Source organism: Marinobacter sp. MMG032, from assembly GCF_040112695.1.
Classification (GTDB): domain Bacteria; phylum Pseudomonadota; class Gammaproteobacteria; order Pseudomonadales; family Oleiphilaceae; genus Marinobacter; species Marinobacter salsuginis.
In genome coordinates this window covers 447,799-467,164 of the sequence record NZ_CP157802.1, presented here as the reverse complement: position 1 = coordinate 467,164, position 19,366 = coordinate 447,799, and the positions used below count along the sequence as shown (strand labels likewise).

Here is a 19,366-nt window from a genome sequence, read left to right as displayed (position 1 = left end):
CCCTTGAGAATCGTCGTTTTGGCCTTGGGCCTGTTTTCTTTTTAACCACTAGATATGGGTTGAATCTGAAATGAGTATAACAGGATATAGTGTTCTGTGAATAAGAACGCAACTATTGATAGGCGCTTCGGAGCAAAGAAAATCAATCGAAACCAGCTTGAATCCGGGAAATTTTTTCTAAAACAGCGGTTTGAGGCTAAAGGTTTAAAACCACTACATGTTGTGGTTTTGTGAGGATGTGGTGTCAATAACGAATTGTTCGATTCCGGTCAAAAGTTGGCAAAAACAGGCGATCAGGGAGGGGAAACGGGGGCCAGGCTGGCCCCCTTTTTTTTCAGCCCAGCAGAAGGCTGTCGTCGTCCACTTCCAACCCACGCTGTTTCTCAAACAAGCCCAACAGATCCTTCACTTCCAGGCCTTCGCGGTCTTTGCCTTCGATATCAAACACCACCTGGCCCTGGTGCAGCATGACCGTGCGGCTGCCAACTTCCAGTGCCTGCTTCATGCTGTGGGTCACCATCAGCGCGGTGAGCTTTTGCTCCTCGATGATCTTGGTGGTGAGTTCCAGAACGAACGCAGCGGTTTTCGGGTCCAGAGCCGCCGTGTGCTCGTCGAGCAGCAGGATGCTTGAGGGCGTCAGGCTGGCCATCAACAGGCTTACAGCCTGACGCTGGCCGCCGGAAAGCAGGCCCATCTTGTCGCCAAGGCGTTTTTCCAGGCCCAGGTTCAGGGACGAAAGGCTGTCCTTGAACTTTTCCATGTACTGTCGTTTAACGGCGCTTGTGAGGCCCCGGCGCTGACCACGTTTGATGGCCAGGGCGAGGTTTTCCTCGATGGTAAGGCCTTCACAGGTGCCGGCCAGTGGGTCCTGGAATACCCGGGCAACCCGGCCGGCCCGTTTGTGGGTGGGCAGTTTGGTTACGCCCTGGTTGTCCACGATGATCTGGCCACTGTCTACCAGCACTTCGCCAGCCAGGGCGTTCAGAAAGGTGGATTTACCGGCGCCGTTACTGCCAATAACCGTAACAAACTCGCCCTGGTTGACCGTCAGGCTCATGCCTCTGAGCGCGGGGTTTTCCAGGGGGGTTCCTTTGCCGAAGGTGAGTCGGAGGTCGGTTGCACTGATCATTTCGCCTCCTCAGGCCTTGCTTCGGGAAAGTTTGCCGGCAATGGATGAACGCACGCCGGGCAGAACGATGGCCAAGGTGACCAGAACCGCAGTTATCAGGTTCAGATCCTGCGCCTGAAGGCCAAGGAAATCGGCGTTCAGGGCAAGGGCGATGGCCAGCCGGTAGATGATGGCTCCCACCACGCAGGCGATCAGTGCGCGTAACACCGTGGAGGGAGTCACAACGGCTTCACCACCAATCAGGGAGGCTAGGCCAATCACAATAACGCCCACGCCCATGGTGACGTCTGCTGCGCCCTGGCTCTGGGCGAACAAGGCGCCGGCAAGTCCAACCAGGCCATTGGAGACGGCAACGCCAAGCACAATCATGGCGCCGGTGGCGATGCCCTGGGCCCGGGCCATCCTGGCGTTGGCGCCGGTGGCTCGCATGGCCAGGCCGGTTTCGGATTTCATGAAACGCCACAGCAGAATAAGCGCTACGAAGACCACAATGATGAACAGGAGCACCGGTACTTGATGGTAGGCCAGATCCAGGTCATACCAGGGCGTCAGCACCGTTTCTTCCGTTAGCAGTGCCACGTTGGGGCGGCCCATGATGCGCAGGTTTACCGAATACAGCGCAATCATGGTCAGGATCGAAGCCAGCAGGTTCAGAATGTTCAGTTTCACATTCAGCAGGGCCGTTACTGCGCCGGCGGCCATGCCGGCCATGACCGCGCAACCTGTCGCCAGCCACGGATTCCAGCCGTCAATAATAAGCACAGCGGCCACGGCAGCACCGAGCGGGAAGCTGCCATCTACGGTGAGGTCCGGGAAATCAAGCACCCGGAAAGAGAGGTAGATGCCAAAAGCGACGAGGCCATAAATCAGGCCAGTCTCGATGGCACCATAAAGCGCAATGTTACTCAGCATGGTCGGGTATCACCAATGATAAAACGGGCGGCCCCTTGTGAGGGCCGCCCGTGTTGTTCGGGGGATTACTTGGCGCTGTCGATAACCTGCTCGGCGTCACCGATCACGTCATCGGACAGGGTGATACCCATGCGCTCAGCGGCAGCCGGGTTCACGAAAAGGTCCAGCTTCTCCATTGTCTCGACACCCATGTCTCCGGGTTTTTCGCCATTCAATACCCGGGCAACCATCACGCCAGTCTGGCGGCCATGGTCGTAGTAGTCGAAGCCCAGCGCCGCAACAGCGCCGCGCTCAACCGTGGCGGTGTCGGCGGCGAATACCGGGATACCGGCGCGCTCACCCACGGAGATAACGGCTTCAGCAGCACTGATAACTGTGTTGTCAGTGGTCAGGTAGATGGCATCGGCTTTGCCAACCAGGGAGCGGGCGGCGCCCAGAACCTCGGACGTTTTGGTAGCGGCACCTTTTACCAGTTCAAGGCCGCGGGCGGCGAGGCGCTCTTCCAGCAGTTCCACCAGGGAGACAGCGTTGGCTTCGCCCGGGTTGTAGACGGTGCCAATGCGTTTGGCATCGGGCATTACGCGCTGGAGCATATCCAGATGTTTGTCGATGGGCAGCATGTCGCTCACACCCGTGATGTTTGCGCCCGGTGCTTCGAGGCTACTCACCAGCTTGGCGCCGAGCGGGTCGGTCACTGCTGAGAAGATGACTGGCGTATTGCGGGCCGCAGCGGCAACGGTCTGGGCGGAGGGCGTGGCAATTGCCACAATCACGTCGGGGCTTGCGCCAACAAATTTGCGGGCAATCTGTGAAGCGATGGCGGAGTTGCCCTGGGCACTTTCGTGCATTACTTCCAGGTTGTCGTCCTCTTTGAAGCCGCGCTCGGCGAGTTCGTCTTTAATGCCCTGGTAGACGGCGTCCAGTGCCGGGTGCTCCACAATCTGTGTGATGGCTACAACGCGGGGTTCCTGTGCCTGAACGAGTGTTGCCAGCGCCAGCAGTGTGGCACCGAACAGGGTACGCAGGGTTGTCTTGGCCATATGCCCATCTCCGGGTAGGTTAACTGGAATGTTGCAATTCTGAAGGGGCGCAAGTTTACCACAGGCAGAGGGTTTAAGGGGTAGGGGATGTTGCCGGAAGCAGGGCTATGATCCAGATAGGTGTAGTTGGAAATTATTTTGCTTGTGTCACGTTTTGACGGCTCATACTATGTTGAAATACCCTACGAAAGTCTAATAATAAGTCATCCATAATTCGAACAACGAACTGCAAGGAAGGTCCATGGACACAACAAACAAACTTCCCCTGGATATGGTTTATCACTGGGAGAAGGCCAAGGCGAATTCTGTCTATATGACACAGCCCATCGGGGGCGGTAAAACGGTAGATTACACCTGGGGCCGGGCGGTGGATGAGGCGAGACGCATGGCGTCTTACCTGAAGTCCCTGAACCTCCCCGAAAAAAGCCGCATCGGCCTGATCTCCAAAAACTGCGCCCACTGGATCATGACCGACTGGGCCATCTGGATGGCCGGCCACATTTCCGTTCCGTTGTATCCCACCCTTAACGCCGACACCGTCAATTACATTCTCAACCATGCCGAGTGTGAAGTGGTGTTTGTTGGCAAGCTGGACGACTGGGACATGATGAAACCGGGCGTGCCGGAATCAGTGCGTTGCATTTCCTTCCCGCTGAGCCCGCCCAATGATTTCGAAACCTGGGACGATATCGTTGCCAAGTATCCGCCCCTGGAAGAAAACGTTCAGCGTGATGCCAATGAACTGGCGACGATCGTTTACACCTCCGGCAGCACGGGCAAACCAAAAGGCGTCATGCTCAGCTTTTACAACATGGCCTATGCGGCAGAGGGTGGTATGGAAGTGCTTGGCGTGGGCTCCGAGGAGCGCATGCTCTCTTACCTGCCGCTGGCTCACGTATTCGAGCGTACCTTTGTTGAGTTGGCATCTTTGTATGCGGGTTTCCACCTTTATTTTGCGGAATCTCTGGATACCTTCGTTCAGGATCTTCAACGGGCCCAGCCAACCCTGTTCCTCTCGGTACCGCGCCTGTGGGTGAAGTTCCAGCACGGTGTGCTGCAGAAGTTGCCCAAGAAGAAGCTGGACCGGCTGATGAAAATTCCAGTGGTCAACAAATTGATCAAGAAGAAGATCCTCAAGGGCCTTGGCCTGGACAAGGTCAAGCTCGCAGGCAGTGGTTCGGCACCGCTGGCAAGCGACGTTCTGGACTGGTACCGCAACCTTGGTCTCGAGCTGCTGGAAGGCTATGGCATGTCTGAAAACTTTGCCTATTCCCATATGAGCAAGCCAGGGCGGTCAAGGACGGGTTACGTTGGTGAGTCTGCACCCGGGGTTAAAACCCGTATCAGCCCGGAGGGTGAGATCCAGATCAAGAGCCCGGCCACGATGATGGGTTATTACAAGGACGAGGAGAAAACCCGGGAAGCGTTCACTGAAGACGGTTTTCTGAAGACCGGCGACAAGGGCGAGATTGATGAGATGGGCCGGCTCAAGATCACCGGTCGCATCAAGGAAATCTTCAAGACCAGCAAGGGCAAGTATATTGCGCCTGCGCCCATCGAGAATCGCCTGATGTCCCACGATGCCATCGAAATGGTCTGCGTCTCTGGGGCCAACCAAACCCAGCCTCATGCCCTGGTCATGCTGGGCGAAGAAGCCCGACCGAAAATGGCGGACGAGGCCTTCCGAAATGAAATTGAAGAGAGCTTCAAGAAGCTGATTGCCGATGTGAACAAGACCGTGGATCCCCATGAGCAGTTGGCGTTCATCACGGTGGTCAGCGACGAATGGTCGATCGAGAACAGCTTCCTCACACCCACGATGAAGCTCAAGCGCAATGTGGTTGAAGACGCCTACCAGGAGAAAGTCGACAAGTGGTATGCGCAGCGTCAGCCGGTTATCTGGCAGTAACGCTTTCGATTACAGGTGAAGATGTTCTGGCCCGGCTCTGCCGGGCTTTTTTTATAGCGGAAAAAACCGACGTAAGTCGCATAGGGAAAAGGAGGATGCGGGCCTAAACTGAAGGGATATCAGGAGGATGTTATGAGCCAGTTGTCCCTTTTCCAGAAACGTATCCATGACGAGATTCCTCTTTCTCGCGCCCTGGGGATTCAATTGCATTCCTGGGATGGCCATTCGCTGTTACTCAGCGCACCTCTGGAGCCCAACAGCAATCACCAGGGTACCGGTTTCGGGGGCAGTGTATATTCGGCGGCGGTAACGGCGGCCTGGGGCCTCACGGAACTGGCGCTCTGGGACCTCGGTCTTCGGGGAAACGTGGTGGTGCAAAGCGGGAACATTGACTATCTGGAACCTGTGACATCCGACTTTTACGTGATCTGCCGCCTGCCCGGTGAAGAGATGCCGGAGCGTTTTCGCAAGAGCCTTGCCAGGCACGGCAAGGGCCGGCTGGATCTGACGGCAGAAGTCTTCTGCGGAGAGCCAACCACAATGCCGGAAGGCGACCCTGTCGCCGTGTTCCAGGGGCGATTCGTGGTTCAGGATGTGAAATCCCGGATCACTTTCTGATCCGGGTCCGATCAGGCGATAGAGCGGCTGTTGGAGATCGAGCGGCTCATCAGAATGATCGGAATGATGCCGGCCAGAACGATGATCAGGGCGGGCAGGGCGCTGTGGTAAAGGCGCTCGTCAGAGGCAAACTGGTAGACGTAGGTGGCCAGGGTCTCGAAGTTGAACGGTCTGAGAATCAGTGTGGCCGGCAACTCCTTCATGCAATCCACGAACACCACCAGGGCAGCCGTAACCAACGTGCCTCTTAGCATCGGCAGGTGAACATGTACCAGGGTGTTGCCCGGGCTGTGCCCAAGAGACCGTGATGCCATGTCCATGCTGGGCGTAATTTTCTGCAACGCACTTTCCACGCTGCCGGCAGAAACCGCCAGGAACCTCACGGTGTAGGCAAACACCAGGGCGAAGGCCGTGCCGCTGAGTAACAGGCCGGTGCTGATACCGAAAACATCCCGCATCAGGCTGTCCAGCCAGTTGTCAAAGCCCGCCAGTGGCACAATCACGCCTACAGCCAGCACTGCCCCCGGCATGGCATAACCAAGGCTGGATAGCCGCATCAGTACCTGCATTTTGCGAGTGTTGTGCAGGCGGCGGCTATAGGCAAGCGTAACGCCGATCAGCAGCGTGGTGAGAGCGGCGGTACTGGAGAGGAAGAGGCTGTTGAAGGTGTTGCGGACAAAATCCGGGTTCCAGCTTTCACCGAAATATTCCCAGGCGTATAGCCCGAGAGTCGCGCCGGGAATCACAAAACCGAACAGTACGGGGAGTGCGCACACGGCAAGGCAAACCATCTGGCGCGGGAACGACATGGTGAAGCGCTGGATCGGATCCCGGTTGTCCCGCGCTGCGAACTGTTGCTGACGTCTTCGCGAGTAGCGCTCGAGCGTCACCAGGATGACCACGAAGATCAGCATGGTGGTGGCTATCTGGGCCGCGCCGCCAAGGTTGCCCAGGTTCAACCAGGTATCGAACAGGCCGGCGGTGAGGGTCTGAACGGCGAAAAAGTCCACGGTGCCGAAATCGTTCAGGGTTTCCATCAGCACCAGCGAGAGACCTACGGCCACTGCAGGGCGGGCTATTGGCAGAACCACCCTGAAGAACGTGCTCAGCGCCGAGTGGCCGAGACTGCGGCTAACGGCGAACAGAGACGGGGACTGCTCCAGAAACGCAGCCCGGGCAAGCAGGTAAACGTATGGATACAAAACCAGCCCGATCATCAGGGTGGCGCCTTCAAGGCTCCGGATTTCCGGGAACCAGTAGTCGGCGGCACTGGTCCAGCCGAACAGGTCGCGTAGTGTGCCCTGAACCGGCCCTGCGTAGTCCAGAAGGCTGGTGTATACATAGGCAATAACGTACGCCGGCACTGCGAAAGGCAGCAGCATGGCCCATTCAAAGAATTTGCGGCCGGGAAACTCGCACATGGTGACCGCCCAGGCCGAGGCCAGGCCAATCACGAGAGTCAGGGCGCCCACGCCGATCATCAGCTTGAGTGTCGTCGTCAGATAACGGGGAAGCGTGGTCTCGATCAGGTGTGGCCAGATATTCTCTTCGGGAAAAAACGCCAGGAAAATTACGGAAAGAACCGGAAGGGCGACAATGGCAGTGGTCAGCAATGCGCAGATCATCCATTTTGGCGAGCTGCGCTTTGCCAGCAAGGGCTGGGATAGCCCGGCATCAACGCTGGTAGCGGCCTCGCTCATAGTGTTCCTGTATCTGGGTGTGGTCTGTCCGTTTGGAGGCTGCAGATTGTAGTCACCTGGCCTGATGCCTGCAATTGCTGCCTTCACACTGGCGGTGGGTAGTGGTATGCCGAACCGCGGGTGGGGGTGGCAACCCACCCTCACCACACACGATTACTCGCCGTCGTAGTCGACCCGGTCAACCAGCTTGACTGCGGCATTGCGGTTGTTGGCGATTTCCTGCAGAGACAGGTTGTCCGGGTTGATTTCACCCCACTCGGCAACCAGTCCGGAAGGCTGTACTTCCGGGTTAGCCGGGTATTCGGTGTTCGCTTCGGCATAGATGCGCTGGGCTTCCGGCGAGGACAGGAATTCCATCAGTTTGATGGCGCTCTCGCGGTTCGGCGCGCTCTTGGTCAGTGAGATGCCACTGATGTTCACGTGGGTTCCCCGGCCTTCGGCGTTCGGGAACACGAGGCGAACCTGCTCGGCAATCGGGCGCTGGTTCTCATCCTGCAGCATGTTGCCGTAGTAGTAGCTGTTGCCGATGGAGATGTCACAGACGCCTTCGGCGATGGCCTTGATCTGGTCGCGGTCGCCACCCTGGGGCTTGCGGGCCAGGTTGTCTTTCAGGCCTTTCAGCCACTTCTCGGTTTCGGCTTCACCATGGTGGGCGATCATGGAGGAGAACAGGGCAATGTTGTAGGGGTGCTTGCCGCTGCGGGTGCAGATTCGGTTGTCCCACTTGTCGTCTGCCAGTTGCTCGTAAGTGGTAATCTCGCCTTCCTCCACACGCTCCCTGGAAACGAAGATCAGGCGACCTCGGGTGGTCAGGGCAAACCATTTACCGTCCGGGTGGCGAAGATTCTCGGGAATATTCTCTTCCAGGGTGTCATTGTCCACACCCTGAACCAGATCGCGCTCAACCAGCTCGTTCAGGCGGGAAATATCAACGGTCATCACCACATCGGCCGGGCTGTTGCGGCCCTCACGCTCGAGGCGCTCTGCGAGGCCCTGTTTGGCAAATACAACGTTGCTCTTGATGCCGGTTTCCTGCTCAAAAGCATTCAGCAGGGGCTCAAGCAGGTACGCCTGGCGGTAGGAGTAAATGTTGACCTCTCCGTCTGCGGAGGCTGCCATGGGCATGGCAGTCAGGGCGATTGCTGCGGTTGCAGCCAGTTTCATTCGCATAGTCCCATCCTTCTTTCGGGTAGTCACGGTATTGGTATGCCTGCAGTAGGGTTTACAAGCGTTTAAAAACGACAACTACTCTCATTTCTATTACCTGTGTAGTCAATATCTCCGTTGGCATATTTTTCTGAAAATGGTGTTATGCTTCGGAAGACTATAAAAACTATGCAAAAAGTTGTGGAATCCTCAGATGGTTGGGAACGATCGAAGAGAGCACATACGCACCGCCATGAGCGCGAAGGTAAAGGTGGTGCATGCGGAGCAGGGAGAATTCATATTCTCGACCCGCGATATTTCCGATGGCGGCGTCTTTATCGTCGTTGACACTGAGCCTTTCACGCCATCCCTTGGCGACAAGGTCACCGTACAGGTACAGGGCTTGCCCGTTCCGGCGCCGGTGCTTGAGATGGTGGTCGTGCGTAAAACCAATGACGGTTATGGCCTTCAGTTTGATCAAAATGGTGACTGATAGGCGGATTCAGGGCGTCTGCCATGGATAATGGCAGGGCCAATTCAATCGCCGTCAGGGATGTGTCAGTCAGATGATCTTTTCAGCCTTTTCCAGAGCTTACAAGCCAGTTATTGCAAGCCTGATGCTGTTGTTCACGTCGGGCTGTGCCAGCTACTACTCCCATTTCGCGATGTTTCCGGCGGAGAATTCGTCAGGGGAGCCCAGGCATGTGCGGCTGTCCTGGCAGAGCGCTGAATATCCTGGTTGGTGGATTGCGGGCGACAAAGCAACGTCTGTAAAAGTCGAAACACAGTGCAGCGACCGTGTCTGGCGCCTCCGCGATGGCGCTGATTCCGGTGATTGTGGCACGGGCATTCGCGCTTGCGGCGAACCGGGCAAGGACCGTCTTGCTGGCACGGGCCTGCCGGCAACCGGCTCGAACCGGTGCATGTCTATCAATCCGGCGGATCAGGATGCTCGCGTCGCCAGCTTGGGCGGGCAACTTGAGTTGCTCGTTTCCTGTACTCCGGCGGTTGTCACAGAGGGGCAGGGCGACGATACCCGGAATCTGGATTACTTGCGGGCGTCTTCTGTCCCCTACACCGTCTATGTCCGCAAGGCTCCGCGGGGTTCAATGCGAGCGCGGCTGCCCGAATTCGACGAATCCGTATGTGACGCAGAGTGACACTTTTTGACGTTGTTATGTGACTCTCATCACGTTGCTACATTTTGTTTCCTGTTGAAGATTAGCGTTACGCTTTGTCGCGTTTGGGTTACCTGACGATACGATATTGTAATTGTGTCTTCAGGTGGATCGGTCAGAATGGTAGCCATCGAAAAGTTTGTTTTGTGAGGTGGCCCGTGGGTGTCCAACAGAAAAAAGTCGCAGTACATGATCTGGAAGTGGGCATGTTCGTGTCTGATCTGGACAGGCCATGGCATCAGACTCCATTCCCGATTCAGGGTTTCCACATTCGCTCCCAGGATGACATTCGCGCTCTGGTTTCCCACTGCAAGTGGGTGATGGTCGATGTGGCGGAAGCGCGGGAAGCAAAAGAGGTGAAAGGCGGCAGCAAGCCGGTTTTCGGTAAGGCTTTTAACAAGCGTGGTGGCGGGCGAGAGCAGCTTCAGTTGCCGCCGCTGAGTATTCGTGAGCCGGTAACCTACGAAACAGGTACCAGTCTCAAAAAGGAAATGAAAACATCCAAGCGCCTGCTGGATGACGTGGAAGTGGCGCTGGACCAGCTTTTCGAGACACTTCGTGCCGATGGCGTGCCGGACCTGAGGCCGATCGCCGCGATCACCAGTAAAATGGTGAGCAGCGTTGTTCGCCAGCCTGATGCCTTATTGTGGCTCAGTCGCACACGTGCCCATGACAGTTACCTTTACCGGCATGCCCTGAACACTTCCGTCTGGGCCCTGGTATGTGGTCGGCGCCTGGGGTTGAACGAGGGGCTTCTTAATCACCTTGGCCTTGGATGCCTGTTGTCACAGGTTGGTAAAACCACGCTGCCACCGGAGTTGCTCGCCCGGGAGGGCCAACTGAGCGCCGAGGAGTATCTTTCCTACCGTGGCTACGTCAATCGCGGTGTTGCCATGCTGGAGAACAGCGGGCTCTCGCGGGCAGTGCTCAGTGTGGTTCAGGGGCATCGCGAGCGCCATAACGGCTCTGGCTTCCCGGAAGGTGTCCGGGGGGATCGCATTCCACTGTTGGCCAAAGTGGCCGGCATCGCGGAGTTTTTCGAATCGTTGATTGCGCCGCGTGCTCACACCGAGCCGATGACGCCAGCCAAAGCGGTCACGCTGCTCTATGAGATGCGCAATATCGAATTCCAGGAAGACCTGGTGGAGAATTTCATCCAGGCAATCGGTATCTATCCCACCGGTAGCCTCGTGGAACTCAGCGATGGCCAGCGGGGCATCGTGGTTTCACACTCGCCGGAACGACGGCTCTGGCCCCGTATCATGGTTATGACCGATGCGGCTGCAAGGCCGCTGAAAACTGCAAAGATCATCGATCTGGCCCGTTACAACGAAGGTAAGGAAGCCGCAGAAACGGTGCGAATTCGTGATTGCCTGCCTCATGGTACGGAAGGTCTGGATCCGTCCTATTTCGATGTAACCGGCGCAGAGTCACGCTGGAGTCTGTCCCGCTTGATCAGCGGATAATGACTCGCAACTGTTTGCGAACCCACCGATAGGTATCCTCCGGGCGGAAGCTGAGCAGAAGCTCTGATTCCCCGCCGGAGGGGCCGGCAACAAAATACTCCACTTCTCCGCTTTGCCAGTCGGCCGAATTGATCTGGACATCCTGGGGACGAGTGCTGATTGCTTCGAGCTCTGCCAGGGCGAGTCCGCCCCCGATCTTTCGAACTGCAACCTGCTTCAGGGCTGTATCAGTGGCCGGATGACTGGCAACGTCCTCATCCAGGAAGTAACGGTTCGCGACGGTTGTGCTGATTGCCTTGAGTTCTCTGGACAGGTATGTCTGAACCTCTTCATCATCGATGCCGGCTACGGTTCGAATCGAGTCGATGATTTGCGAGCGAATGGCAGCCAAATCCTCGCTGTATACAATATCCGGGTCAATATCTTCTTCATTCTCGGGTCTTGGTGGAGCGTTGTCGATTTCCTCCTGTGTTGGTGGTGGGTCGCATAGAGGGCTGCCCTCCGGATAGAAGCAGATTTCTGCTAGCAGCTGGTTTGCTGGCGAAGGTGAGCTGCCCAAAGCCGTAAATTCAGGCGCACTGACATTGAAATCGATAGGTGCGCTTAGGCCCGGCAATGCTGCATTAAGTTGTTCGACGACTCGTGTACGTATGTCAATCCCTTCTCCCTCACGCACGTTGCCTGTCCAGTTAAGGGCAATCAGGAATCGGCCAAGATTATTAAGCGCCACACGATCAAGAAGTTGATCTTCCCTGAGCGTATGGGTTCTGAGGCCTTCGTCATCTATCAGTGGAGTTTCTAGTTCGTTTCGGATGTCGGGAAAGAATTCCAGTAATGTCACGTACTCCTGGGCAGGAACGTCCTCCGCCAAGAGGAGATTCCCCACATAAAGATCGAGGGTTTCGCCGGGGTAGTAACGGAACTCACCTGCTGCGTTCGTGGTGCCCGATTGACTTGCCGTCTGGTAGGAAAGGCCATTAAAGCCGTTGAAGTTGAGCTGGCCTTTGCTGGTGTCGTCGCCAGAACCGCCGTCATCATCGAGGCAGCCAGAGAGGGCGAGGGCGCCCAGCAGGGTAAACGTTAGTCGGATGCGGTGAACGGATCTCATGGTTGGTCGTACATTCCCTTCGATTCAGCGCGCCCGCACTCAGGGTGCGGCAGCCCCTTTTGTAAGTTGTTGTAACCGCATTATAGGGGCGGGGTTTGCCTCATGTCGGGATTCCTGTCGCAGTTTCCGTTATTGGCCTGGAGACACCTGCTAGCCGATAAGGGCCTTGAAATCAGCAGCTTTGTCACAATAAATAGCATTCTAAATTCTGGCTGGCGGCCTGGGTCGCCCATTGCCGTTTTTCACCGAATCGGGATGATTTATGACCAATGCACTGGAAATCGAGAGCCTCACCAAGACCTACGGTGACGGGTTTCAGGCGCTCAAGGGGATTGATCTGCATGTCGCTGAGGGTGATTTCTTTGCTTTGCTGGGCCCCAACGGGGCTGGCAAATCCACTACCCTTGGCATTGTTTGCTCCCTGGTGAACAAGACAGCCGGCAAAGTGCGGGTGTTCGGATATGACACGGATACCCACCTCTCTGACGCCAAGCTGAACCTCGGCGTGGTACCCCAGGAGTTCAACTTCAACCAGTTCGAGAAAGTCTTCGATATCGTAACTACTCAGGCAGGCTATTATGGGATTCCGTTCAAGCAGGCCTCTGCGTCCGCCGAGAAGTACCTGAAAAAGCTCGGTCTCTGGGACAAGCGGAATACCCCGGCCCGGATGCTGTCCGGCGGCATGAAGCGCCGCCTGATGATTGCCCGGGCCCTCGTCCACGAGCCAAAGCTGCTGATTCTGGACGAGCCGACCGCCGGTGTGGATATTGAACTCCGCCGTTCCATGTGGACCTTTCTGGAAGAGATTAACCGCCAGGGCACGACGATCATCCTGACAACCCATTACCTGGAGGAAGCGGAAGCCCTTTGCCGCAACATCGCCATTATTGACCATGGCAAGATCCTCAAACACACGAGCAAGAAAGCCTTGCTTCAGCAGTTGAGCGTCGAGACTTTCGTGCTGGACACAGAAAAGTCCCTGGATTCCGCGCCAGAGCTGAACGGTTTTCCGACACGCCTCGACGCCGAGGGCGCACTGGAGGTGGAAGTGGAAAAAGGTCAGGGGCTTAACCAGGTATTTGTGGAGCTTGAGCGGCTGGGCATCAAGGTTGTCAGCATGAGAACCAAAGCCAACCGGCTGGAGGAGCTGTTCATTCGCATGGTTGAGGAGAACGCCGCCGAATCCGCCAGGGCGGTGGAGGGTGCAGCATGACCCCGCATGCGATATTCACAGCCTTCAGCACCATTGTTGTCCGGGAGGTGCGCCGGTTTACCCGTATCTGGGCGCAGACCCTGTTGCCGCCTGCGGTCACCATGACCCTGTATTTCATTATCTTCGGTAACCTCATTGGCTCCCGGATCGGCGAAATGGGCGGCTTCGATTATATGTCGTTTATCGTGCCCGGGCTGATCATGATGGCAGTCATCACAAGCTCCTATGCCAACGTGGTGTCGTCGTTTTTCTCCATGAAGTTCCAGCGCAGCATTGAGGAGCTTCTGGTGTCTCCGGTTCCCAACTGGGTTATCCTTGCCGGGTATGTGACCGGAGGCATGGCGCGGGGACTTGGTATCGGCCTGATTGTCACGTTGCTGTCACTGGTGTTCACCCGCTTGTCGATCCACAACCTGCCCATGATGGTTATTACGGTGTTCCTGACGTCCGCACTGTTCGCACTGGGCGGTTTCATCAATGCCATGCTGGCAACCAAGTTTGATGACATCTCCATCGTGCCCACGTTCATTCTCACGCCCCTGACTTATCTGGGCGGCGTGTTCTACAGTATCGATCTGCTTCCGGGGTTCTGGCAGGGCGTATCCATGGCCAATCCCATCCTGTACATGGTGAACGGCTTCCGGTACGGAATTCTCGGCGTGTCAGACGTTAATCCGTTCGTTTCTCTTGGTATGATTTTGGTTTTCATCTCCGTGTTGGCATTCATCGCCCTCAGAATGCTCGAGCGTGGTAAAGGCATTCGCCACTGATTTCAGGAACCCCTATGGCACTCAATGATGCGCCGCTTGGCAAGACAAGCGATTACCCGGACAGCTACGATCCGGGCCTTTTGTTTCCCGTCGCGAGGGAGGAAAATCGCCGCCGTCTTGGGCTGGAAGACGGCCGTTGGCCATGGTTCGGCGAGGACCTGTGGCAGGCCTGGGAAATCTCCTGGCTGCGGCCAAATGGTGTGCCGGAAGTGGCCTGGGCAGAGATAGTCTTCCCAGCGGCTTCGCCTTCAATCATCGAATCCAAATCGCTGAAGCTGTACCTCAATTCGCTGAATCAGGTGGTGTACTCCTCCCGAGAGCAGGTGGCAGAGGTGATCACCCAGGATCTGTCCAGCGCTTGCGGCGGTGCGGTACAGGTTAACCTGTTGAGTGTGGACGAATCCGGAGAAGCGATTGGCCGCCCTGAGGGGTTCGAGTTGATTGATGATGAACCGGTCAGCGACGTGGTTTATGAGTATTCACCCGATTCTCTCAATGCCGGCAATGAGGTGGTGACCGAGCAGCTGTGTTCCCATCTGCTCAAGAGCAACTGCCCGGTGACGGGGCAGCCGGACTGGGCCACTTTGCTGGTAAGCTACACTGGCCCGAAAATCGACCGGGCCGGCTTGCTGCGATACGTCGTGAGCTTCCGGCAGAAACAGGATTTCCACGAGCATTGTGTGGAAACGGTGTTTACCGATCTGATGAGCCGATGCAACCCGGAGTCGTTGACTGTCGTTGCCCGATATACGCGGCGGGGCGGGTTGGATATAAATCCCTGGCGGAGTACAGAAACCGGCAAGGGCGCCGGGCCTCGGTTGATACGTCAGTAAGAAGAATTGAGTTGAGCGCAGGGACGCGCCTCAGGAAACATCCTCTTCCCGTCGCAGACGATCGGCGGCGTCTTCCAGGGCAGTCAGGATGGCCTGGCGTTCCTTCTCGGTAATCTTGTCTGAATCCAGATACATGGCAAAGCCACTGTGCTCGTGCTCAAGGAAGCTCCGGTTGGGGCCCATATCGCGCCGGAAATCCACCACCTCATAGATTGGCACCGGTCTGCCGAAACCTTTCACAGTAATTTCGCCCTTGTCCCGGCACATGATCTTGTCCTTGATCAGCGAGAAGGTCTCGTAGGAAACCAGTATTTCACCCGGTTCTGCCAGCGATTCAAGCCGGCTGGCAAGATTCACCTCCTTGCCGATGATGGTGTAGTCCATCCGGTTTTCTGCACCGAAGTTACCCACGGTTGTGTAGCCGGTGCTGATCCCCATTCGAATTTCCAGCGGGGTCTTGATGCCCTGGCTGCGCCACTTCTGACGCATGATTTTCATGTGCTTGCGCATCTCGATGGCCATGGAGACGCAGGCAAAAGCGTCCTCCCGCTGACCCCGGCTGGTTGGGTCGCCAAAGAACACCATGATGGAGTCGCCAACGAACTTGTCGATGGTGCCGCCGTACTTCAGGGCCACTTCCGACATTTCGTTAAAGTAGTGATTCAGTAGCTCGGTCAGGGCTTCAGGCTCCATTTCCTCGGACAGCTCGGTGAAGCCCTTGATGTCAGAGAAGAACACCGCCAGCTTTTTCCGCTGGGTTTCCAGTCGCACATCCCGCTCGCCCGTGAAGATGGACTGCCAAACCTGAGGCGAAAGGTATTTGGAAAGTTTGTGTGAGAGCGCGATGGACTGCTCACGCTGATTCTGGATCTGGGTCTTTGCCAGCATGAGTGCGCGTGCCTGCTGGTGCGAGTAGTAGGCTGTGACACAGATATAAAGCCCGGTTGAGAGAATCGACACAATGCTGGTGAGCAGAGGCGAGTGTGGACCGTCCGCCGGCCCAAGGATAGCGACAGAACCAGCAATGGCTGCGGCCATGAAGACGGTGCCCATAAGCCACTGGCGGATGCCGCCGACAATCAGGCAGCTGAACATCAACATCAGCGCGACCGCCAGGGAGGGAATAACGATCAGCCCGATGCAGCCGATAAACGCGCCGCCGACAACACAATCGAAAATCAGCATCTTCTGTCGAATGCGTGGGGAATTTCTGAGGAACGTCCGACGGGTCAGGGCGTGGGCTATGTGGGGCCAGGTGAGCGCGCCGGCCACCAGCCAAAGCAGCCAATGGGCAAACACACCTTGCAGAACACCGGTTACGATAATGGCGGCGGTTGAGGTATAGGCGAGGATCCGACCGTTGTAATCGGGCATTGGCGGAATGGCAATCGGGTTGCCCGATGCCTCAGACGCCAGGGATCTGCCTGCGGAGCTGCTGGCATTGCGCAAGTCTGCCGGAGCGCTCATCATTTCAGAAACGGATCCTGCCAATTAGCATGTCACGGAACATGACCCAGTCGCCCATCAGGCTGTACAGTGGGTACTTGAAAGTAGCGGGTCGGTTTTTCTCAAACTTGAAATGGCCTACCCAGGCAAAGCCATAGCCAATAACGGGCAGAGCCAGAAGCCACAAGAGCTTGCCTGATGTCAGGGCCCACAGGGCCACGATCAGAACCAGCAGGCTGCCGACGAAGTGCAGACGGCGACAGGTCACGTCGCTGTGTTCTTCAAGGTAGTAAGGATAGAATTCGGAAAAGCTGTTGAAGGTTTGCTGGTTGCTCATTGTGTTGCCACTCATCATTGTACGACCGCGTCATTTATAATTGTTGGCAGACCCGACTACGACCAAAGGTTAACAGCATTACGTACAAGCCACAATTCACAGCCGGGAATTATGGTCGTACCGAATTTTTGAAATCCATCAGAATAGCGATCAGACAGCGAGCAGATATGACAGCAGTTACCGATTTCCTTCTTAGCCGTTCGTCAGAGCCCAGGCTGGAGTCGCCTGCACCGGACCCGGCAACCCTTGACCGTGCGTTTGCCTGCGCCGCTCGCGCTCCTGACCACGCGCTGCTGAGACCCTGGCGTTACCTGGTTATAGAGGGCGAAGGTCTTGAGGCGCTGGGCGAACTGTTTGCCGCCACCTGCGCCAATAACAGCGACGAGAAAGAGATCGAGAAGCTCAGGCGTGCACCTCTCAGGGCGCCAATGGTGATCGTGGGTATCGCATCGCCCAGAACGCATCCCAAAGTACCTGAAGTCGAGCAGTTGATGTCCGCCGCAGCCGGCATGAGTTTTATTGAGCTTGCCTTGCAGGATGCCGGTTACGGAGTGATGTGGAGAACGGGCGGTGTTGCCTACCATTCCTCGGTTCACGCCGGGCTGGGGCTGGAAGAGCATGAGCAGATCGTCGGCTTTCTCTACACCGGAACAGTCTCCGCCTCCAAGCCGGCGGTTCCCAGGCCGGCGGTTGATGAATTTGTGCGTCACTGGCCCTGATACCCTGACCGAATTCCCCCGGTCCTCGCCGGGGGAAGCAGCTTGCCGCTTTTTCCTGTCCGCTCCTTGTGCACTTTTCCCTGACAATTGTTTTGCCACTGGCCAGGGCCCGCCAATGCTGACTTTCCTGACAAATTTACGCCTCATCTGAATTCTGGCATCCAGCTTGCTTCAGTCCCGTCAAAGAGCACAGCCGGCAAAAGCAGCTCGGCATACCAGTGCAGTTTTCGGGAGGCAACATGGCAATTACGTTTGATTCGGCTCTGGGCATTCATCAACACGCGGTTGAAGCGCGTGTAAAACGCGCCGAAGTTTTGGCAAACAACCTGGCGAACGCCGACACCCCGGGTTTCAAGGCGCGGGATCTGGATTTCCAGGCAATGATGCAGAAGGCTCAGGAGCAGGTCAGCGGATTCCAGATGGCCAAAACCCATGACGCGCATATGGATACCTCGCCATCGGCCTCGGAGAGCGATTTGATGTATCGGGTTCCAAATCAGCCGTCGGTTGACGGCAATACGGTAGACGCCCAGCAGGAGCAGACCCGTTTCATGCGCAACGCCATGGATTTCCAGGCCAGTTTCCAGTTTTTGAACAGCAAGTTCAGCGGTTTGACCAAGGCCCTCAAGGGCGAATAAGCCGAAGTCACAGGATTAGCGAAGGAGAATTCTCATGTCACTGGGCAGCATTTTTGACATCGCCGGTTCCGGCATGACCGCGCAATCACTGCGGCTGAACACAACCGCGTCGAACATCGCCAATGCGGAGACCGCAAGTTCCAGCACGGGCGAAACCTATCGGGCCCGAAAGCCGGTTTTCGCGGCCATTCAGCAGTCCATGATGAACCCCGGGCAGGGCGGTTTTCCGATGGCTGCCGATGAGGGGCCAGGCGCGGGTGTAAGAGTTGAGGGTATTGTTGAGAGCGATGCTGAACTGCAGATGCGTTACGAGCCCCATCACCCGGCGGCCAATGAAGACGGATATGTCTATTACCCCAACGTGAATGTGGTCGAAGAGATGGCGGACATGATGTCGTCGTCCAGAAGTTTCCAGATGAATGTGGATGTCATGAACACTGCCAAGTCCATGATGCAGCGCATTCTGACTCTTGGTCAGCAGTAACAGGGTGAGGAGCACAACATGACTGCAGTGAATGCAACAGACGCGTCGGATGTTCTGAGCCAGTACCAGCTGAAGCAGCAGAATGGCGGCCAGGGCACCAGCGAGCTGGGCCGGAATGAGTTTATGGAACTGATGCTGGCGCAGCTGAAAAACCAGAACCCGTTGGAGCCCCAGGACAACGGTGAATTCATCTCCCAGCTGGCGCAGTTCAGTTCGCTGGAGGAGATGCAGAATCTCTCCGGTACGGTTGAGGATGTGGTAGGGCAGTTCCGATCCACTCAGGCGCTCCAGGCGTCGGCCATGGTGGGCAAAACCGTGCTGGCCCCCTCCCAGATCGGGATCCTGGGTGCCGAAGGTGAAATTACCGGGACCATTGAAGTGCCCGCTTCCACGGGCGGCCTGCGCCTGTCCATCGAGGGACAGAACGGTGAGCGGGTACGTCAGATCGATATGGGCAGTAGCCAGGCAGGTGTTGTGTCCTTCCGCTGGGATGGTCAGGACGGCAACGGCAATCCCTTGCCGCCGGGCCCCTACCGAATTGTGGCAGAAGCTTCCTATCCCGATGGGCCGCAGCAGCTGGGCACCATGGTGAGTGCCAATGTGGATAGCGTATCCCTGGGCCAGGGCGGCTCGATAACACTGAATCTTGCGGGCATGGGCTCTATTGCCCTGTCTGATGTGAAACAAATTAACTGAGACCGGTGAGACACCAAGGGGTGA

20 protein-coding genes are annotated in these 19,366 nt (G+C 56.7%); 12 read left to right on the top strand and 8 right to left on the bottom strand.

Features of this window, described 5'->3' with window-relative positions; translation table 11 throughout:
* Positions 1–334 precede the first annotated feature (334 nt).
* From ABNF92_RS02145 to ABNF92_RS02135, 3 genes are all read right to left on the bottom strand, one after another.
* Complete coding sequence (locus ABNF92_RS02145; RefSeq protein ID WP_349343315.1) at positions 335–1,129, bottom strand: ABC transporter ATP-binding protein; 795 nt, start codon at positions 1,127–1,129, stop codon at positions 335–337.
* A gap of 9 nt (positions 1,130–1,138) precedes the next feature.
* Positions 1,139–2,041 (bottom strand): ABC transporter permease, encoded by a 903-nt coding sequence (locus ABNF92_RS02140; protein ID WP_349343314.1) that lies wholly within the window; start codon positions 2,039–2,041, stop codon positions 1,139–1,141.
* A 65-nt stretch (positions 2,042–2,106) separates the two neighbouring features.
* Positions 2,107–3,081, bottom strand: a complete 975-nt coding sequence (locus ABNF92_RS02135; RefSeq protein ID WP_222464337.1) for an ABC transporter substrate-binding protein — start codon at positions 3,079–3,081, stop codon at positions 2,107–2,109.
* 241 nt (positions 3,082–3,322) lie between these two features.
* On the opposite strand from ABNF92_RS02135, the gene ABNF92_RS02130 reads away from it, so the two are divergent.
* Entirely contained in the window at positions 3,323–4,990 is a 1,668-nt protein-coding gene (locus ABNF92_RS02130; protein ID WP_349343313.1) for an AMP-binding protein, read from the top strand.
* A 132-nt stretch (positions 4,991–5,122) separates the two neighbouring features.
* Positions 5,123–5,608, top strand: a complete 486-nt coding sequence (locus ABNF92_RS02125) for a thioesterase domain-containing protein (RefSeq protein ID WP_349343312.1) — start codon at positions 5,123–5,125, stop codon at positions 5,606–5,608.
* A gap of 11 nt (positions 5,609–5,619) precedes the next feature.
* On the opposite strand, the gene ABNF92_RS02120 is transcribed toward ABNF92_RS02125, so the two are convergent.
* Together ABNF92_RS02120 and ABNF92_RS02115 are read right to left on the bottom strand one after the other, a co-directional pair.
* Entirely contained in the window at positions 5,620–7,308 is a 1,689-nt protein-coding gene (locus tag ABNF92_RS02120; RefSeq protein ID WP_349343311.1) for an iron ABC transporter permease, read from the bottom strand.
* Between the two features lie 153 nt (positions 7,309–7,461).
* Positions 7,462–8,478, bottom strand: a complete 1,017-nt coding sequence (locus tag ABNF92_RS02115; protein WP_349343310.1) for a Fe(3+) ABC transporter substrate-binding protein — start codon at positions 8,476–8,478, stop codon at positions 7,462–7,464.
* 190 nt (positions 8,479–8,668) lie between these two features.
* On the opposite strand from ABNF92_RS02115, the gene ABNF92_RS02110 reads away from it, so the two are divergent.
* From ABNF92_RS02110 to ABNF92_RS02100, 3 genes are all read left to right on the top strand, one after another.
* On the top strand, positions 8,669–8,947 hold the full coding sequence (locus tag ABNF92_RS02110) for a PilZ domain-containing protein (RefSeq protein WP_069184958.1): 279 nt from the start codon (positions 8,669–8,671) through the stop codon (positions 8,945–8,947).
* Positions 8,948–9,020: 73 nt separating this feature from the next.
* Complete coding sequence (locus ABNF92_RS02105) at positions 9,021–9,614, top strand: hypothetical protein (RefSeq protein WP_349343309.1); 594 nt, start codon at positions 9,021–9,023, stop codon at positions 9,612–9,614.
* A 176-nt stretch (positions 9,615–9,790) separates the two neighbouring features.
* Positions 9,791–11,098: an HD domain-containing phosphohydrolase gene (locus ABNF92_RS02100; RefSeq protein WP_349343308.1), complete on the top strand. Its 1,308-nt coding sequence runs from the start codon at positions 9,791–9,793 to the stop codon at positions 11,096–11,098.
* On the opposite strand, the gene ABNF92_RS02095 is transcribed toward ABNF92_RS02100, so the two are convergent.
* Entirely contained in the window at positions 11,088–12,206 is a 1,119-nt protein-coding gene (locus tag ABNF92_RS02095) for an organic solvent ABC transporter permease (protein WP_349343307.1), read from the bottom strand. The two genes, ABNF92_RS02100 and ABNF92_RS02095, sit on opposite strands and share 11 nt — an antisense overlap.
* Before the next feature lie 262 nt (positions 12,207–12,468).
* On the opposite strand from ABNF92_RS02095, the gene ABNF92_RS02090 reads away from it, so the two are divergent.
* Genes ABNF92_RS02090 through queF form a run of 3 tightly spaced genes read left to right on the top strand, consistent with a single transcriptional unit; the run spans position 12,469 to position 15,022 of the window.
* The gene (locus ABNF92_RS02090; protein ID WP_153634650.1) at positions 12,469–13,419 is read left to right on the top strand and encodes an ABC transporter ATP-binding protein; all 951 of its coding nucleotides are present in this window, start codon (positions 12,469–12,471) and stop codon (positions 13,417–13,419) included.
* Complete coding sequence (locus ABNF92_RS02085) at positions 13,416–14,189, top strand: ABC transporter permease (protein ID WP_349343306.1); 774 nt, start codon at positions 13,416–13,418, stop codon at positions 14,187–14,189. Before ABNF92_RS02090 ends, ABNF92_RS02085 begins: the two co-directional genes overlap by 4 nt.
* A 14-nt stretch (positions 14,190–14,203) precedes the next feature.
* Positions 14,204–15,022, top strand: a complete 819-nt coding sequence (queF, locus tag ABNF92_RS02080) for an NADPH-dependent 7-cyano-7-deazaguanine reductase QueF (protein WP_349343305.1) — start codon at positions 14,204–14,206, stop codon at positions 15,020–15,022.
* A gap of 30 nt (positions 15,023–15,052) precedes the next feature.
* Here queF and ABNF92_RS02075 read toward each other — a convergent pair whose 3' ends face one another.
* Both ABNF92_RS02075 and ABNF92_RS02070 read right to left on the bottom strand, forming a co-directional pair.
* The gene (locus ABNF92_RS02075) at positions 15,053–16,492 is read right to left on the bottom strand and encodes an adenylate/guanylate cyclase domain-containing protein (RefSeq protein WP_209397884.1); all 1,440 of its coding nucleotides are present in this window, start codon (positions 16,490–16,492) and stop codon (positions 15,053–15,055) included.
* Position 16,493: 1 nt separating this feature from the next.
* On the bottom strand, positions 16,494–16,805 hold the full coding sequence (locus tag ABNF92_RS02070) for an Mpo1-like protein (RefSeq protein WP_153634647.1): 312 nt from the start codon (positions 16,803–16,805) through the stop codon (positions 16,494–16,496).
* Positions 16,806–16,972: 167 nt separating this feature from the next.
* On the opposite strand from ABNF92_RS02070, the gene ABNF92_RS02065 reads away from it, so the two are divergent.
* The 4 genes from ABNF92_RS02065 to ABNF92_RS02050 all read left to right on the top strand — a co-directional run bounded on the left by ABNF92_RS02065 (position 16,973) and on the right by ABNF92_RS02050 (position 19,342).
* Positions 16,973–17,524 (top strand): nitroreductase family protein, encoded by a 552-nt coding sequence (locus ABNF92_RS02065; RefSeq protein ID WP_153634646.1) that lies wholly within the window; start codon positions 16,973–16,975, stop codon positions 17,522–17,524.
* Between the two features lie 239 nt (positions 17,525–17,763).
* Positions 17,764–18,162, top strand: coding sequence for a flagellar basal body rod protein FlgB (flgB, locus tag ABNF92_RS02060; RefSeq protein WP_349343304.1), 399 nt, complete (start codon positions 17,764–17,766; stop codon positions 18,160–18,162).
* A gap of 34 nt (positions 18,163–18,196) precedes the next feature.
* On the top strand, positions 18,197–18,646 hold the full coding sequence (gene flgC, locus ABNF92_RS02055; protein ID WP_153634645.1) for a flagellar basal body rod protein FlgC: 450 nt from the start codon (positions 18,197–18,199) through the stop codon (positions 18,644–18,646).
* 18 nt (positions 18,647–18,664) lie between these two features.
* Positions 18,665–19,342 (top strand): flagellar hook assembly protein FlgD, encoded by a 678-nt coding sequence (locus ABNF92_RS02050; RefSeq protein WP_064226898.1) that lies wholly within the window; start codon positions 18,665–18,667, stop codon positions 19,340–19,342.
* Positions 19,343–19,366 lie beyond the last annotated feature (24 nt).